The sequence below is a fragment of the Cupriavidus sp. UBA2010 genome, from assembly GCF_002335265.1.
Lineage (GTDB): Bacteria > Pseudomonadota > Gammaproteobacteria > Burkholderiales > Burkholderiaceae > Cupriavidus > Cupriavidus metallidurans.
This window is the reverse complement of the sequence record NZ_DDCI01000020.1, coordinates 340,832-357,995: the sequence shown is the minus strand read 5'-3', so window position 1 is coordinate 357,995 and position 17,164 is coordinate 340,832. Positions and strand designations below refer to the sequence as shown.

16 protein-coding genes are annotated in these 17,164 nt (G+C 64.0%); 13 read left to right on the top strand and 3 right to left on the bottom strand.

The window, feature by feature from the left end; genetic code table 11:
* Positions 1-23 precede the first annotated feature (23 nt).
* The gene (locus B2246_RS16195; protein ID WP_008645297.1) at positions 24-1,169 is read left to right on the top strand and encodes an acyl-CoA dehydrogenase family protein; all 1,146 of its coding nucleotides are present in this window, start codon (positions 24-26) and stop codon (positions 1,167-1,169) included.
* A 66-nt stretch (positions 1,170-1,235) separates the two neighbouring features.
* Here the strand turns inward: B2246_RS16195 and B2246_RS16190 are convergent, their stop codons facing one another.
* The 3 genes from B2246_RS16190 to B2246_RS16180 form a co-directional block, all read right to left on the bottom strand.
* Positions 1,236-2,144 carry a LysR family transcriptional regulator gene (locus B2246_RS16190; protein WP_011519556.1) on the bottom strand — a complete coding sequence of 303 codons (909 nt, stop codon included), beginning with the start codon at positions 2,142-2,144 and terminating at the stop codon, positions 1,236-1,238.
* 209 nt (positions 2,145-2,353) lie between these two features.
* Positions 2,354-3,148, bottom strand: coding sequence for a crotonase/enoyl-CoA hydratase family protein (locus B2246_RS16185; RefSeq protein WP_035883989.1), 795 nt, complete (start codon positions 3,146-3,148; stop codon positions 2,354-2,356).
* A 45-nt stretch (positions 3,149-3,193) separates the two neighbouring features.
* Positions 3,194-4,180, bottom strand: a complete 987-nt coding sequence (locus B2246_RS16180; RefSeq protein WP_286881882.1) for a Bug family tripartite tricarboxylate transporter substrate binding protein — start codon at positions 4,178-4,180, stop codon at positions 3,194-3,196.
* A 233-nt stretch (positions 4,181-4,413) separates the two neighbouring features.
* Between B2246_RS16180 and B2246_RS16175 the strand changes: the two genes are divergently transcribed.
* The 12 genes from B2246_RS16175 (at position 4,414) to B2246_RS16120 (ending at position 17,163) form a co-directional block, all read left to right on the top strand.
* On the top strand, positions 4,414-5,637 hold the full coding sequence (locus B2246_RS16175) for a CaiB/BaiF CoA transferase family protein (protein ID WP_286881883.1): 1,224 nt from the start codon (positions 4,414-4,416) through the stop codon (positions 5,635-5,637).
* Between the two features lie 35 nt (positions 5,638-5,672).
* Entirely contained in the window at positions 5,673-6,635 is a 963-nt protein-coding gene (locus tag B2246_RS16170; RefSeq protein WP_286881884.1) for a Bug family tripartite tricarboxylate transporter substrate binding protein, read from the top strand.
* A 3-nt stretch (positions 6,636-6,638) separates the two neighbouring features.
* Complete coding sequence (locus tag B2246_RS16165; RefSeq protein WP_017512015.1) at positions 6,639-7,097, top strand: MaoC family dehydratase; 459 nt, start codon at positions 6,639-6,641, stop codon at positions 7,095-7,097.
* An 18-nt stretch (positions 7,098-7,115) separates the two neighbouring features.
* A complete protein-coding gene (locus tag B2246_RS16160; RefSeq protein WP_186426198.1) occupies positions 7,116-7,898 on the top strand; it encodes an enoyl-CoA hydratase/isomerase family protein in 783 nt (260 codons plus the stop codon).
* Positions 7,899-8,016: 118 nt separating this feature from the next.
* A complete protein-coding gene (locus B2246_RS16155) occupies positions 8,017-9,174 on the top strand; it encodes an acyl-CoA dehydrogenase family protein (RefSeq protein WP_008645285.1) in 1,158 nt (385 codons plus the stop codon).
* Between the two features lie 18 nt (positions 9,175-9,192).
* A complete protein-coding gene (locus B2246_RS16150; protein WP_286881885.1) occupies positions 9,193-10,176 on the top strand; it encodes an acyl-CoA dehydrogenase family protein in 984 nt (327 codons plus the stop codon).
* A 108-nt stretch (positions 10,177-10,284) separates the two neighbouring features.
* Positions 10,285-11,409, top strand: coding sequence for an acyl-CoA dehydrogenase family protein (locus tag B2246_RS16145; protein WP_286881886.1), 1,125 nt, complete (start codon positions 10,285-10,287; stop codon positions 11,407-11,409).
* A gap of 8 nt (positions 11,410-11,417) precedes the next feature.
* Positions 11,418-12,656: an acyl-CoA dehydrogenase family protein gene (locus B2246_RS16140; RefSeq protein ID WP_035883982.1), complete on the top strand. Its 1,239-nt coding sequence runs from the start codon at positions 11,418-11,420 to the stop codon at positions 12,654-12,656.
* A 75-nt stretch (positions 12,657-12,731) separates the two neighbouring features.
* Positions 12,732-14,309 carry a fatty acid--CoA ligase gene (locus B2246_RS16135; protein ID WP_286881887.1) on the top strand — a complete coding sequence of 526 codons (1,578 nt, stop codon included), beginning with the start codon at positions 12,732-12,734 and terminating at the stop codon, positions 14,307-14,309.
* Positions 14,310-14,520: 211 nt separating this feature from the next.
* Positions 14,521-16,245: a ribonucleoside triphosphate reductase gene (locus B2246_RS16130; RefSeq protein ID WP_286881888.1), complete on the top strand. Its 1,725-nt coding sequence runs from the start codon at positions 14,521-14,523 to the stop codon at positions 16,243-16,245.
* Positions 16,246-16,292: 47 nt separating this feature from the next.
* The gene (gene nrdD / locus B2246_RS16125) at positions 16,293-16,484 is read left to right on the top strand and encodes an anaerobic ribonucleoside-triphosphate reductase (RefSeq protein ID WP_008645279.1); all 192 of its coding nucleotides are present in this window, start codon (positions 16,293-16,295) and stop codon (positions 16,482-16,484) included.
* A gap of 7 nt (positions 16,485-16,491) precedes the next feature.
* A complete protein-coding gene (locus tag B2246_RS16120; RefSeq protein WP_008645277.1) occupies positions 16,492-17,163 on the top strand; it encodes an anaerobic ribonucleoside-triphosphate reductase activating protein in 672 nt (223 codons plus the stop codon).
* The last annotated feature ends 1 nt before the right edge of the window (position 17,164 follow it).

Here is a 17,164-nt window from a genome sequence, read left to right as displayed (position 1 = left end):
ATCTAAGCAGGAGACATCGCATCATGACCAACCCTTTGCCCTGGATCAGCGGCGACCTGGAGATCTTCCAGGATGGCATTCGCAAGTTCGTCGAGCGCGAACTCGCACCCAACGAGGATCGTTGGTGGAAGCAGCAGTACATCGACCGCGAAGTCTGGTACAAGGCTGGCGAGATGGGGATGCTCTGCGCGAGCATTCCCGAAGAGTACGGTGGCGGCGGCGGAACGTTCGCCCATGAGGCCATCATCACGATGGAACAGGCGCGGGCCGGCGTAAGCAGCCTCGGCACCAACGTGCACAGCGGCATCGTTGCCCACTACATCCTGCGCTACGGCACCGAGGATCAGAAACGCAAGTGGTTGCCGAAGATGGCGACCGGCGAGCTGGTTGCCGCCATCGCCATGTCGGAGCCCGGCGCGGGTTCGGACCTCAAGAGTGTCAAGACGCGCGCGCTGAAGGACGGCGACAGCTACGTCATCAATGGTTCGAAGACCTTCATCACGAACGGCTATCACGCCAACCTGATCCTGGTGATCTGCAAGACCGATCCCGAGGCGGGCGCGCGCGGCGTGTCGATCGTCGTGGTCGAGACCGATGGCCAGCAGGGATTCCGCCGCGGTCGCATCCTGGAGAAGATGGGGCAGAAGGGCCAGGACACCGCTGAGTTGTTCTTCGACGACATGCGCGTGCCTTGCGCGAACCTGCTCGGCACCGAAGAGGGCAAGGGCTTCTACCAGCTTATGCAGCAGTTGCCGCAGGAGCGCATGATCATCGCGCTGGGCGCATTGGCATCGATGGAGCGCGCGCTGGGCCTGACGATCGAGTACGTGCGCAATCGCAAAGTCTTCGGCGAGTCACTGATCGAATTGCAGAACACCCGATTCCGGTTGGCGGAGTGCAAGACCAACGCGACCATCGCGCGCAGCTTCGTCAACGATTGCATGGAGAAGATCCTGCGTGGCGAACTGGACCCGGGCACGGCGGCGATGGCCAAGTGGTGGTGCACCCAGCGTTCGTGCGAGATCATCGACGAATGCCTGCAGTTGCACGGCGGTTATGGCTACATGATGGAGTACCCGATTGCGCGGATGTACGTGAATGCGCGGGTCAGCAAGATCTACGGTGGCTCGAACGAGATCATGAAGGAGCTGATCGCGCGCGAACTCTGAGGTGCCGCCGGCGAGGCGTCGTCGCTGTGGCTTCGGTCAGGGTTCGCTTTCGATCCGGACCGAAGCCTATGCGGCCGGCGCGTCGCCGGCGAACTCCGCAATCGCCACTTCGCGGAAATGCCTGATGGCCGGACCATCGGCGTGCGGGGAAAAGGCCAGGGCGATGCCGATGCTTGTCGTGTTGGGATAGTTGGCCAGTGTCGAATAGACCAGCTTGTCACTGCCGAATCGACGCATGATCGACGGGACCAACGCGACGCCAAGGCCGCTTTCCACCAGTGCCAGTACCGTCTGGATCTGCGTGGCTTCCTGCGTGATCCGGGGGAGGAACCCGGCGGTCTGACATGCCGCCATCGCAGCGGCGTGCAGGCCCGAGGCTTCGGTCTGGGCGTACATGACGAACCGCTCTTGGGCAAGGTCGGCGAGCGTAAGCGGTTGCTTTGCCGCCAGCGGATTGCGCCGTGGCAGCGCGGCAACGAACCGGTCTTCCTGCAGTGAAATCAGCGTGGCAGTGCCCCTGGACATCAATGGCGTCCTGATGAGGCCGACATCCAGGACTTCCTCTTCCAGGCTCCGAAGAATGCTGGTCGACGTTGCCTCCTTCAGTACGAGTTCGATGCCCGGATACTCCTCGCGGAAGCGCGAGACGAGTCGCGGGAGTACCTGATACGTCGTGGAGCCGACGAATCCCACGCGCAATGTGCCACCCAGACCGCTGGCGGCTGCGTGTACCCGCTCGCTGAACTGGCCAGCGTGGAACAGGATGCGCTTTGCCTCCAGCAACGCGACCCGCCCGCTGGCAGTCAGCGCCACGCCCCTGGCATCGCGCAGGAACAAGGTCGTGTCCAGCTCTGCCTCGAGTTTCTGTATGGAGACGGTCAGGGCCGGCTGGGCAATATGCAGCCGCTCGGCGGCGCGCCGGAAGTTCAGGGTCTCGGCAAGTACGACAAAGTGCCTGATGCGACGTAGATCCATATTCCTGGAAGGGTGACGGAGCGCCGCATCTCAATGTCGTGTCCTGGCTCCGGGGGGCGCGTGAGACATGGAGCTTATTGAAACATGCCGTGCGTCGCAATACGGGCACATACGCATGTCGCGGGGCATTCCCGCTACGGCCCCATTGCTCTCAGGCGAGCCGTTTCCCGCCGCCACGTCGGTGCGGGAAACCGCCGGCCGTCACCGCTTTATCCCTTGAATACGGGTTTGCGCTTGTCGAGGAACGCTTCCACGGCTTCCTTGTGATCGGCGGCCTGATGCGAGACCGCTTGATAGACGGCGGACAGTTCCAGCAGCGTGCCCAGCGACGTGTGCATGCCTTCGCGCAGCAGGCGCTTGGCCAATCGGACCGCATGCGGCGGGTTTGCCGCGATGGCGTCCGCGATCTCCCGGGCCGTGGGCAGCAGAGCCTCAGGTTCGACTACCTGTGAAACGAGATTCCATTCGAGCGCCGTTTGCGCGTCGATGGCCTTGCCCGTGAACGTAAGCTCCGCCGCGCGCGACATCCCGATGATCCGCGGCAACAGCCAGGCGCCGCCATCGCCGGGAATGATGCCCAGCTTGACGAAGCTCTCCGCAAACTGGGCGGCCCGCGACGCGATGCGGATGTCGCACATGCAGGTGAGATCGAGGCCTGCCCCCAGTGCCGGACCGTTGACGGCGGCGATGACCGGGACCTCCAGATTGAACAGCGCAAGCGGCAGCCGCTGAATGCCATGGCGATAGTCCCGTCTGACGTCCATTGCCGAGGCAGTCCCGGATGCCTGCCGCTTCATTTCGTGGATGTTGCCGCCCGACGAGAATGCGGTACCGCTTCCGGTGATGATCACGGCGCGGACCGACGTATCGGACTCGATACGCTCGATCGCGGCCAGGAATTCGGGCACGGCCGTATTGCCCGTCAGTGGGTTCCGGCGCTCGGGTTCCGACATCGTCAACGTGACGACGTGCCCGTCTTGTTCGTAGGACAGGAAGTTTGACATGGTAGGTCTCCGGGATTGGATGGATCGTTTCGACTATAGTTGCGTCTACTGTTTCGGCACGCCTGCGCGCTCGGCGGCGTCCGACCACTTCTTGATCTCCGCGAGCTGGAAGGTCCTCAGCGCTTTCGCGTCGCCGACAAAGACGTCCCAACTGGTGCGCGACAGGAATTCGCTGGTTTCAGGTGTCCGGTAGATGTCCACCATCAGCTTTTCCAGCTTGGCGATGATCGGCTTTGGCGTATTCGCCGGTGCGAACGCGGCGGTCCAGTTCACCATGAAGTAGCCGGGGAATCCGCTTTCCTGAAGCGTGGGCGTGTTGGGCTGGCTGCCGAGCCGCTTGTCGCTGGTGACCGCGAGCAGCCGGAGCTTGCCGCCGTTCAGCAGCGGAAGTACCGCGCCATAGTCGGCAAACACGAAATCCACCTGTCCTGCAGCCAGATCGGTCAGCGCCGGCGCCGCGCCCTTGTACGGCACATGGTTGGCCTTGATGTGACCCATTGCCAGAAAGAGCTCGGTCGCGATCTGGTACGAGGCGCTGCCCGCGCCATAGTTGAGGGTGCCGGGGTGTTCGCGTGCCGCGCTCAGCAGCGCGTCGACGGTTTGGTAGCGAGACGACGCGCTCACGACCAGCGCCATGGCGCCCACTCCCAGACGGGCAATGGGTGCGAGTTCACTGACGGGGTCATAGGGGAGCTTGCGAAACATCGCGACATTGGTTGCCACCGGCGAGTTGCTGGCCAGCAGCAGCGTATATCCGTCGGGTTCGGCGCGAGTCACCGTTTGCGCGGCGATGAAGCTGTTGCCACCCGGGCGGTTCTCGACGACGACCGGCTTTCCCAGCCGTTCCTCCATCTTGCGTGCGAGATATCGGGCGTTGGAGTCCGTGCCGCTCCCCGGCGGAAAGGACACTACCAGCTTGATGGGCTTGTCCGGGTATTCGCTTCTGGCGTCCATCGGCGTCAGTGCGCCGCCAATCGTCACCACGAGCGCGCACAGCATGGCCCACCGGCGCGTGGCTGATGTGAGTTTCATTCCTGTCTCCGTGTTATCCGGCTTCGTCTAGTACGCGAAGCGTCAGCAGAGACTATGCGCAGCGCTATGGCGCTGTCCAATATAGAAACGACGATTTCCGATATCCAAAATATATCGGCGTACTGCCGGGCAGTGATAAACGCAGCTTATCGAAGTCTCGCGAATCGCTATTGGACGCGGCGTTGGCACGTGGCTACGCTCATCGCTACAACTCGAAAGCAGGAGACAACGATATGAGCAAGGCGCTTGGCCACATCAAGGTGCTGGACCTGTCCCGTGTGCTGGCCGGACCCTGGGCTACCCAGAATCTGGCGGACATGGGAGCCGAAGTCATCAAGGTGGAACGGCCTGGTGCTGGGGACGACACGCGCGGCTGGGGGCCGCCGTTCCTGAAGGACCCGCAAGGCAACGAGACCGATGATTCGTCGTACTTCCTCAGCGCAAACCGGGGCAAGAAATCGATCACGATCGACCTCGCGTCGCCGAAGGGCCAGGACATCGTCCGGGCGCTGGCCCGCGAATGCGATGTTGTGGTCGAGAACTACAAGGTGGGCACGCTGGCTCGCTATGGCCTGTCCTACGAAGACCTGCGCAAGCTCAACCCGCGTCTGGTGTACTGCTCGATCACGGGATTCGGTCAGACCGGGCCCTATGCGGCATTGCCGGGCTACGACTTCGTTTTCCAGGGTATGGGCGGTCTGATGAGCATCACCGGGATGCCGGATGGCGAGCCCGGCGCCGGTCCGGTGAAATCCGGTATTGCCATCACAGATCTGCTCACCGGCATGTACGCCACATCGGCCATCCTTGCCGCGCTTGAGCACCGGAACGTCAGCGGAGAGGGCCAATACATCGATATCTCCTTGCTCGATTGCGTGGTCACCATCAATTCGTACCAGGCCATCAACTACTTTCTGTCCGGCAAGGTCCCCCAGCGGATGGGCAATGCGCACTCGAACATGGTGCCGTACCAGGTATTCCGCTGCAAAGAGGGCGACGTCATCGTGGCGGTCGGCAACGACACCCAGTACGTGGCGTTTTGCGGCGTCATCGGGCGTCCCGATCTGGCGGAGGATGCCCGGTTCACCACGGCGGCACAGCGCAACCGGAACCGGGAGACGCTGATTCCCCAGGTTGCCGAGGCGATGCTGGCCAGAACCATGACGGAATGGGTGACGCTGATGGAAGCGGCTAACGTGCCTTGCGGACCGATCTACAACATGAAGCAGGTGTTTGAAGACCCGCAGGTCAGGCATCGGGACATGCAGCTCGTTCTGGAGCACAACAGCGGTTCGAAAGCCCCATCGCTTGCGAATCCGATTCGCTTCTCCGATACGCCGATTCGCTACCAACGCTCCGCGCCAACCCTGGGCGAACACACCGACAGGGTTCTGCAGGACATGCTTGCCTTTTCAGAAGAGACCATCGACGCCTTGAGGGAGCAGGGCGTGATCTGATCGTTGCACCCAAAAAGAAAACTCAAGGAGACAAGATGCTGCATTCCGCAAAGATGCTTTTTCTGGCTGTTGCCGTGTTCGCCGTGTCAAATGCCGCGTCCGCGGCAGATCAGCCCATCCGCTTGGTCGTGCCATATCCGCCGGGCGGCGCGGCGGATCAGATCACCCGGCTGGTGACCAGCGATGCGTCGAAGTTCCTGAAGGCGACGATCGTCATCGACAACAAGCCAGGGGCAGCGGGCATCATCGCCGCGGAGACCGTGGCCAGATCCGCGCCCGACGGCAAGACGCTCCTGGTCGGCTCGAATGCGCCCCTGGTGATCAACAGCGCGATCTACGAAAAGCTGCCTTATGACCCGGCGCGCGATTTTGTGCCAGTGGCGGGGCTGGGCAAGACGCCGCTGATGCTCTCGGTGCGGGCGGAACTGCCGGTGAAGTCAGTCAAGGATCTGGTGGCACTGGGAAAGAGCCAGCCCGGGAAGCTGACCATGGGCTCGGCGTCGAGCGGCAACATCACGCACCTTGCCGGCGAGAACGCATCAAGCAAGCTCGGCGTGAAGGTCACCCATGTGCCGTTTGCGGGTAGCGCGCCCGCCATCGTCAGCCTGATCGGTGGGAACATCGACCTGATCTACGACGCATTGCCGTCCTCCATGCAGCAGGCCAGGGCAAACCGGATTCACGCGCTGGCCATTCTCGATACGAACCGCTTTCCACTGTTGCCGGACGTGCCCACCATGCACGAACTGGGCTACTCGGGGACCGAGGCAAGCGCCTGGTTCGGTGTAGTCGCGCCGGCTGGCACGCCCGCTGCGCTAATCGCGGCGATGAACAAGGCGATCAACGACGCACTTCGCAATCCTGAGCTGGTCGAGAAGCTACGCGCAATCGGCGCACAGCCGATGCCGGGATCTCCCGCGAGCTTTGGGGAATTCATTAACGAAGAGCGCGCGCGCTGGATTCCCGTGGCGAAGTCGCTCAACGTGAAGGCGGACTGAAGCATGCAGGCGTTGAGTTCTGTCGAGGCCGTCAAGGCGCTTCGCGATGCGCCGGCCGCGGTGAGCGACTACATCGTGCTGGATCAGGAGACGATCGATACGTTCGCAAGACTGACCGGCGATCGTCAATGGATCCACGTCGATCCGGTACGTGCTGCAGCAGAGTCGCCGTTTGGCTGCACGATTGCTCATGGACTCCTTACATTGTCGATGGTCACCACGGCGTTCACCCAGTGCTTCTCGTTTCCGGGCCGCAAGATGTCCGTGAACTACGGGTTCGACAAGGTGCGTTTCACTGGTGCCGTACCCGCGGGCGCCCGGGTGCGCGGTGTGTTCGTCCTGCAACGCGTCGAGGATGTCCGGCCGGGCGAGATCAGATGCTTTTGGCAAGTGGAAATGCAGGTGGAAAACAGCGAGCGTCCCGCCATGGCGGCGACGTGGCTGGTGCAGATGCGCTACTGAAAACACAGGAGACAAGCAATGACGGTACTGGAAGTCAGGCACGTTGGAACGACCGCCGTGGTGACGATGAATCGTCCGGAGCAGCGCAACGCGCTCGACATGACGATGCGGGACGCCTTTGCCGAGGTCATTCCGGCGTTGCGCGATGACAAGGCGGTAAAGGCCATCGTGCTGACCGGCGCTGGCGGGCACTTCTGCGCGGGGGGCGATGTGAAGGCAATTGCGGCCGGGCAGGGTGGCGAGCGCGACATCTTCGAGGGACGCGAGCGCATTCGCAAGATCCATCGCTGGTCCGACGAATTGATCGACATGGAGAAGCCGGTCATCGCGGCCGTGGACGGCGTGGCGTTCGGCGCGGGACTCTCGCTGGCGCTTTGCGCGGACTTCATCCTGGCATCGAAGCGGGCCACGTTCTGTTCGGTGTTCTCCCGCATCGGATTCGTGCCGGACGTCGGGGCGTTGTATCTGCTGCCTCGCTGGATCGGTCTCGCGCGTGCCAAGGAGCTGGTCTTCTCCGCGCGCGTCGTGAAGGCCGATGAGGCGCTCGACCTTGGGTTGCTCCATTCGATCTCCGAGGACGATGTCGTGGCCGATGCCATTGCGCTGGCGAATCGCTTCGCGCACGCCCCGACCGACGCCATCGGCGCGGCGAAGACCGTGATGAACCGGGCGTTCGAGTCCGACCGTCATACCGTCCATGCACAGGAAGCGATGCTGCAGGCCATGTGTCGCGAGAGCGCCTATCACCAGGAGGCGGTCCGGCGGTTCATCGACAAGGAACCCGCGAAGTACCAGTGGTGAAGACTGCCACCGTGAACATGATGTGAGGCACCGGCTGCCGGCGTGTTGCGGGCACGCGGCAGCACCGTGCCGGCTTTTGCACTGACGCCTTGCGGCAGTGCCAGATCAGGAGTTTTCGTTGAATCATCTACTCGATACCTTTCATCTCGCGCAGTTGCCCCCGGAGGCGGAGGCGTTTCGTGCCGAGGTGAAGGCCTTTCTGGCGGACATGCAACCCAAGGCCCCACCGAGCAAGCGGGCCAGGTCGTGGATGGGCTTTGACGCTGATTTCAGCCGGAAGCTTGCCGGCCGCGGATGGGTAGGCATTACCTTGCCCGCGCAGTATGGCGGGGCCGGCCTCGATCCGTTCCGACGATTCGTGCTGGTCGAGGAGTTGCTGAGTGCTGGAGCGCCCGTCGCGGCGCACTGGATCGCGGATCGGCAAAGCGGGCCGCTGATCCTAAGGTACGGGACAGAGGCGCAGAAGGCGGCTTACCTGCCGAAGATCTGTCGTGGCGAGGCATTCTTTTGCATCGGCATGAGCGAGCCGAACTCCGGCTCCGATCTGGCGAGTGTCCGGACGCGCGCGACACCGGCTTCGGATGGCTGGGTCCTGAATGGCCAGAAGATCTGGACGACCAACGCGCAGCATTGTCAGTACATGATCGCGCTGGTCCGTACTTCAGGTGTTCCCGAGGACAAGCAGAAGGGGTTGTCCCAGTTCATCATCGATCTTTCCCTGCCCGGCGTGACGGTGCGTCCCATCCGGGACCTCACGGGCGATGCGCACTTCGCCGAGGTGGTATTCGAGAATGTGGCGCTGCGGCCGGATGCCCTGATTGGCGAAGAAGGCAGTGGTTGGGAACAGGTGAACGCGGAACTGGCTTTCGAGCGTAGCGGCCCGGAGCGCATCTATTCCAGCATCGTCCTGCTGGATGCCTGGATCGAACAACTTCGCCGCACGGAAGCGACCCGAGACCAGGTGGCCGCGCTTGGCCGCTTCGTCACGCATGTGGCGACGTTGCGCAACATGTCGATCGCCGTGACATCGAAGCTGGCACGCCATGAGAGCCCGGTGGTCGAGGCCGCGTTGGTCAAGGACCTGGGCACCGAGCTGGAGCAGGCGATTCCGGCCTATCTGGAAGCGGCGATTGCCTCGGACCCCGAGTCGGCCGGCGATGGCGAGCTGCTGCGCACGGTGGCCTATCTGAGCCAGATTTCCCCGACGTTCTCGTTGCGTGGCGGCACGCGAGAGATTCTCCGCGGCATGATCGCCCGTAGCCTCGGGCTGCGCTAATACGAGGGAGGACAGTGAATGTTCGTAGAAGCCATCGCAGATATCCTGAAAGACCGTTTCTCGCCGCAGGCGCTCCGGAAGTTTGAACAAGGCGTTGAAGTCAGGGAGGCATGGAGCGCCATCGAGGAGGCGGGATTTCTCGAACTCCTGACGCCCGAAGAAGCTGGAGGCGCCGGGCTGGCGTTGGGCGAGCTGTTTCCGATACTTCTGGAGATCGGAAAGCACGCGGTGCCACTGCCGATCGGCCAGACCATTGTGGCACGGGCGATTCTCTCGAAATCCGGGGGCGGGGCACCCGCGGGCATGATCACGATCGCGCCAAGATGCCGGCGCGAACCGGACGGCAGCCTGCGCATCGCCAACGTGATCGGTGGCCTGGTCGCGGACCATGTACTCGTGGGCTGCGGCGATACGGTGCTCTTGCTGGATTGCAGCACGGCGCAGCGGGACTGGATCGGGGTGCACGGCAGTCTCTGCGCGGATTTGACGTGGGTGCGGAGTGATGCCGTGCCTGTCGAGGGCGTCACGGTGGACGAACTGGACGCCTGGGACGGCGCCGTGCTTTCCGTGCTGATGGCGGGGGCGGCCCGACGCGCGGGAGATCTGACCCTCCAGTATTGCCAGGACCGTTCGCAGTTCGGACGGTCGATCGGCAAATTCCAGGTCATCCAGCATCAGCTTTCGGTGATCGTCGAGCACATTGCCGCTATGTCCGCCGCCGCGCAAATGGCTTTCGCGGGTGGGCAGCGGCGCCCGGGGGGGCTTGCTGCCGCCGTGGCGAAGGCCCGTTGCGCGGAGGCCGTGCAGGTTGTCGCGGCGGCCGCCCACGGCCTCCACGGCGCCATCGGCATCACGGAGGAGTATGACCTGCAGCTGCTGACGCGATGCCTGCACGAATGGCGCATGGCGCACGGGTCGGAGTTGTACTGGAATCGCGTTGTCGGCATGGCGATTCTGGGGCGCGATGGCGTGAAGGTGAGCGATTTCGCACGTCAGGTCTAGGCGCTCGGGTGTACGCATAGTCTGGCGCGAATAGTTCGTTCGAACGTCGCCGGCATGGCCGGCGCGGAACAGAATGGCTGTGTCGCGTCCCCACCGAGGAGTCAACACGTGGATTTCCGCTTCAGCGAAGAACAGGTCATGCTGCGCGACACGCTCGCGCGCTACCTGTCCGATCACTACACGTTCGATGCGCGCCAGGCTGCCGTGCATTCGGCCGCCGGCTGGCGTCCCGACTGCTGGCGCGCGTTCGCGCGCGACCTTGGCCTGCTTGGCATCGGGATTCCCGAGCGCTTCGGTGGGCTGGGCGGCGGCATCATCGACCACATCGTGGTGATGGAACAGTTCGGCCGCCATCTTGTGCTGGAGCCCTACCTTGGCACGGCCATCCTTGCGGTTGATGCACTGCAATATGCCAATGAGACGCTGGCCGCCGAAGCGCTGCCCGCCATCGCGGCAGGCGAACTGGTGGTCGGCTGGGCGCACGCTGAACCGGAATCGCGCTACGGCATGACGGTGCGAACACGCGCCGACGCGGCTGCCGGTGGATACCGGTTGCATGGGCGCAAGGCGCTCGTCACCGGCGCGCCCTGGGCCACGCACTTCATTGTCAGCGCGAGCACGGAAGCCGGTCCGACGCTGTTCTGGGTCGAACGCACGGCGCCGGGCCTGACGTTGATCGAAGCCCCCACCTTTGACGGCGGCCGTACTGCTGACCTGATACTGGCCGACGTGCCGGTGAGCGCCGCACAAGTGCTGGGAATGCCTGGCGGCGCATTGCCGCTGCTGGAGCAATTGAGCGACACCGCCACCGTGGCGCTGTGTGCCGAAGCCACCGGCGCCACGGCGCGAATGCTGGAGGACACTGTCGAGTACGCGCGTCAGCGCCAGCAGTTCGGGCAGGCCATCGGCAGCTTTCAGGCGCTGCAGCATCGCATGGCCGACATGTACATGTTGCACGAGCAGGCCGTCGCCCTCACACAGGTGGCTGCCATGCGTCTTGCTGGCGAGCCACATGAGCGCGCGCTGGGTGCCAGCACCGCCAAGGCCCATGTCGACGAAGCAGGCCGCCGCATCGGGCAGGGCGCGGTGCAGATCCACGGCGGCATGGGCGTGACCGAGGAAACGGCGGTCGGCCACTACTTCAAGCGTGTCACCGCCATCGGCCTGCAGTTCGGCAACGTTGCCTACCATCTGCGCCGTTGTGTCGACCTGCGCTACCCGGCCAACGCATAAGGATCGCCATGGATATCGACGACTCTCCGCAAGACCTGCAGTTTCGCGCCGAGGTGCGCGCCTGGATCTCCGAAGCGTTTGATGACGAGCTTCGCGCCATGATGGCGCAATCGAAGAACGGCCATCTCGACAAGGCGGCACAGGTACGCTGGCAAAAGGCGCTGCACGCGCGTGGCTGGGCCGCGCCGAATTGGCCGCAAGCACATGGCGGGCCTGGCTGGACACCCACGCAACGTCACCTCTTCCAGAGCGAACTGGCCGCCGCCGGTTGCCCGGCAGTGTCGCCGATGGGGCTCAAGATGGTGGCGCCCGTCATCATGAAGTACGGCAGCCCCGAGCAACAGGCCCGCTTCCTGCCGCGCATCCTGGCGTCCGACGACTGGTGGTGCCAGGGCTACTCCGAACCGAACTCAGGCTCCGACCTGGCATCGTTGCAGATGCGCGCGACACGCGGCATCGATGCGGATGGCGAGCACTACATCCTCAACGGTTCGAAGATCTGGACGACGCACGCCCAGTGGGCCGACTGGATGTTCTGTCTGGTGCGGACCTCGCGCGAGGGCAGGCCGCAGGAGGGGATTACGTTCCTGCTGCTCGACATGCGCACGCCGGGTATCACCGTATCGGCGCTGCCTACGCTCGACGGCCCGATGGAAGGCCAGCAGGAGGTCAATCAGGTTTTCTTTGACGATGTGCGCGTGCCGGCCGCCCAACGCATTGGCGACGAGGGCATGGGCTGGACCATTGCCAAGTACCTGCTCGAGTTCGAGCGGGGTGGCAGCTTCGCGCCGATGCTGCGCCGGCAACTGGACAAGGTGGCTGCCATTGCTGCCGCTCAGCCCGGTGAGGATGGCACCGGGCGGCTGATCGACGATCCCATCTTCCGGCAACGGCTGGGCGCCATGTACGTGCGCGTGGCGGCGGCCGAGGCGGCGGAGTTGCGGCTGTTCTCCGGCGTGGCCTCGGGTACGTCGATCGGCGCGGCGTCGAGCATGATCAAGTTGGTCGGAACCGAGACGGCACAGGCCATCTCCGAGCTAGCGGTCGACGCGCTCGGGCCCTATGCGCTGCCATTCGTGCGGGACACCTGGGCCGAGATCCAGGGACGCGCTGCCGACCCGCGTCTGGGTCCCGACGATGCCGCCCCGATCGCACCGCGCTACTTCAACTACCGCAAGGCATCGATCTACGGCGGTTCGAGCGAGATCCAGCGCAACATCATCGCGCGACAGGTATTGCGGCTCTGAGCGCCCGCGTTGGCGTCCCTCGACGCCATCTGTCGCCAGTATCCATCCTACAAATCGAACAAGGAGACAAGGCTCATGGAGACGGAATACCTCGCGACGCTGCCCAGCGCGATTCGCCACTTCGCCCGGGAGCGGGCCGGGGCCATTGCGTACGCCTTCGAAGGCCGCGAGACCACGTTTGCCGATTTCGATCGCCATACGGATCGTGTGGCGCAGGCCCTGCTGGCCGACGGCGTGAAGGCTGGCGATCGCATCGCCTATGTCGGCAAGAACAGCGACCACTATTTCGAACTGTTCTTTGGCACGGCCAAGATGGGGGCCGTCATCGCACCGGTGAGCTGGCGGCTGGCAGGGCCTGAAATCCAGTACATCGTCTCGCACTGCGACGCGACGCTGGTCTTTGTCGGCCCCGAGTCATCGGCATCGGTTCGCAACCTGCTGCCAGCGCTGCCACTGGTGCGCCGCGCCGTGGCGATGGAGGGCGGGGAGCCAGACTGGCCGGCCTACACGGACTGGCGCGACGCCTGCCCGGATACGCCACCTGCGTACGAAGCGAAGCCCGCCGACGTGGTGCTGCAGCTCTACACGTCTGGCACTACCGGACGTCCCAAGGGCGTGATGCTGATGCATCGCAACCTGACCAGTGGTACCGAGATCTCGCTGCGCGAAGGCGCAGACTGGTCGCAATGGAACGACGGAGATGTGTCGCTGGTGGCCATGCCGGTGGCGCATATCGGCGGTTCGGGCTGGGGCGTGCGCGGTGTTCTTGTCGGCTGCAAGGGTGTCGTCGCGCGCGAATTCGATCCGGGCAGGGTGCTCGACTATATCGAGCACGACCGCATCAGCAAGCTGTTCATGGTGCCGGCCGCGATGCAGATCGTGCTGCGCGATCCGCGCGCGCGCCAGGTGGACTATTCACGCCTCAAGCACATGCTGTACGGCTCGTCGCCAATTCCCGCGGCGCTGCTGCGCGAGGGCATGGCGGTGTTTGGCTGCGGCTTCGTGCAGCAGTACGGCATGACGGAGACCACGGGCACGATCGTGGCACTGCCGCCCGAAGACCATACGCCCGCCGATGTCCCGCGCATGCGCGCCGCCGGCAAGGCCATGCCCGGTAGCGAGGTCGCCGTGGTCGGGCCGGATGGCCAGAGGCTGGCTGCCGGCGAGGTGGGCGAGGTGGTGATCCGCTCGCCGCAGAACATGGCGGGCTACTGGAAGCAGGAGGAAGAGACCGCCCGTACCATCGACGCCGACGGCTGGCTGCGCAGTGGCGATGCCGGCTACATGGACGCGGACGGTTACCTCTATATCCACGACCGGGTCAAGGACATGATCATCAGCGGCGGGGAGAACATCTACCCGGCCGAGGTGGAGAGTGCCATCTACGGTCACCCGGCCGTTGCCGACGTGGCCGTGATCGGTGTGCCGGACGAGCGGTGGGGCGAGGCGGTCAAGGCGATGGTGGTGCTGCGCCCGGGTGTGGCCGCTGATGCCGACAGCATTCTGGGCTGGGCGCGCGAGCGCATCGCGGGTTTCAAGGTGCCCAAGAGCATCGACTTCATCGACGCCATGCCGCGCAATCCATCCGGCAAGCTGCTGCGCCGGGCGCTGCGGGAGCCGTACTGGACGGGCCGCACCCGGCAGGTGAACTAGGCACTCCGGGGCCGGGGAAGGGCACATCCGGCGGCAGATGCCGCCGGGCGGTCGAGGTCGGGGTCGCCCTCCGGGCCATACCCGGTCGATGCGCCACCCGATGCGTCGTCCCCCCGCGGCGGTGCCGCCGTTTGATCTGCCGCAACACTACCTATGGTATCGATATAGATAATCAACCCCATATTTTGTGCGTAAGCACGGGAGGGGTGCGATGCAGCAGAACATCCGGGGCGCGACGACTGTCGACGTCGAGTCGTCCATCAATGAATACCTGGACCGCAAGGACTGGCGGATTCACGCCAATGCCAACCAGGGTTATTCGCTGGGCGGCCTGATCCTCAATGTGGCCGGCAAGGTCACCGCCAACTACTGGCTTTCGCATGTCTACGCGCCCGAGGCTGGCGCCGCGCACCGGGAAGGCGACCTCCATATCCACGATCTCGACATGCTGTCCGGCTACTGCGCCGGCTGGTCGTTGCGCACTCTGCTCCATGAAGGCCTCAACGGCGTGCCTGGCAAGGTGGAAGCCGCGCCGCCGCGGCATATGTCGAGCGCAGTCGGGCAGATCGTGAATTTCCTGGGGACGATGCAGAACGAATGGGCCGGCGCGCAGGCCTTCTCGTCGTTCGACATCTATATGGCGCCCTTCATCCGCAAGGACGCGATGACGTACCCCGAGGTCAGGCAGCACATCCAGGAGCTGATCTACAACCTCAACGTGCCGTCGCGCTGGGGCACGCAGACGCCATTCACTAACCTGACGTTCGACTGGACATGTCCCGACGATCTCAAGGAACAGGTGCCCGTCATCGGCGGCGAGGAAATGCCGTTCCGCTATGGCGACCTGCAGGCGGAGATGGACATGATCAACCGTGCGTACATCGAGGTGATGACGCAGGGTGATGCCAAAGGGCGCGTCTTCACGTTCCCGATCCCCACCTACAACATCACGCCGGATTTCCCGTGGGAAAGCGAGAACGCTGCGCGGCTGTTCGAGATGACGGCGAAATACGGCCTGCCGTACTTCCAGAACTTCGTGAACTCGGACCTGACGCCCAATATGGTCAGGTCCATGTGCTGCCGCCTGCAACTGGATCTGCGTGAATTGCTCAAGCGCGGCAACGGTTTGTTCGGCAGTGCGGAGCAGACCGGGTCCCTGGGTGTGGTCACCATCAACTGCGCGCGCCTTGGTTATCTGTATCAAGGCGACGAAGCCGCACTGCTGAACAGGCTCGATTCACTGCTGGACATGGGCCGCGACACGCTGGAGGCCAAGCGCGAGCGTATCCAGCAACTGATGGACGAAGGGCTGTTCCCCTACACGAAGCGCTACCTGGGCACACTGCGCAATCATTTCTCGACGCTTGGCGTGAACGGCATCAACGAGATGATCCGCAATTTCTCGGGCGATGCGTACGACATCAGTACGGAAGACGGGCACGCGATGGCGATGCGTCTGCTGGACCATGTACGCGGGCGGATCGTCGAGTTCCAGGAAGCCACGGGCCACATGTACAACCTGGAGGCCACGCCTGCGGAAGGCACTACATATCGCTTCGCGCGTGAAGACCGCAAGCGCTGGCCCGACATCCTGCAGGCCGGCTCGGCCGATCAGCCCTACTACACGAACTCGTCGCAGTTGCCCGTCGGCTTTACCGACGATCCATTCGAGGCGCTGGCACGTCAGGAAGCCCTGCAATCGAAGTACACCGGGGGCACGGTCCTGCATCTCTACATGGGCGAGCGACTGTCCAGCGGCGAGGCCTGCAAGCGGATGGTGCGTCGCGCGCTGGAGTCGTTCCGGCTGCCTTACATCACGATCACGCCGACGTTCTCCGTCTGCCCCAAGCACGGCTATCTGGCCGGCGAACACCGCTTCTGCCCGAAGTGCGACGAGGACATTCTCGCGCGCAAACGCGCCGCGCTGGCGGCGTGAGGTTTCCCGATTTTCAACCCGACGTTTTGCACATGAGGAGCAACGCCATGACTGATCTCGCTGTCGCCCGCCATTTCTCGATCGAACCCGCACTGACACTCAAGGACGAAGAGCGCCAACCCTGCGAAGTTTGGACCCGCGTGATGGGCTACCACCGTCCGGTGGCGAGCTTCAACACCGGCAAGAAGGGCGAGCATGCCGAGCGCACGTTCTTCGATGAGGCCCGCTGCGCGGCCTGAGCCCATCTTGGCAGACCTGAAAGTCGGCGGTTTCACACCGCTGACCAGCATCGACTTTCCCGGGCGGCTGGCCGCGGTGGTGTTCTGCCAGGGATGCCCCTGGCGTTGCGACTACTGCCATAACCCGCATCTGATTCCGGTCGGCAGCCCGTCAGCGCGGGCCTGGGAAGACGTGCTGGTATTCCTGGCGCGGCGGCGTGGCCTGCTGGATGGCGTGGTGTTTTCCGGCGGAGAGCCCACGCTGCAGGCCGCGCTACCCGCCGCCATGCGCGATGTGCGGCAACTGGGTTTCGAGGTCGCCCTGCACACGGCCGGCATGTATCCGGACCGCCTGGAGGCTGCGCTGCCATGGGTCGACTGGGTTGGCTTCGATATCAAGGCGCCCGCGCACCGCTACGACCACGTGACCGGCACGCCCGGAAGCGCCACACGCGTGATGGACTCGCTGGAGCGTCTGGTGGCAAGCGGTGTCGCCTATGAATGTCGCACGACCTGGGACCCCGAGCTATTCGATGAGGCCGAATTGATGGCGCTGCTGCATACGCTGGCGGAGAAGGGCGTCCAGCGCTGGTCGTTGCAAGTCTGCAATCGCGCCGGAATGCCGGTGCCGCACCCGGCGGGGATTGCAGACCGCATCGCAGCGGCGTGCCCGCGGATTGCCGTGCGAATGCAAGCCTGAT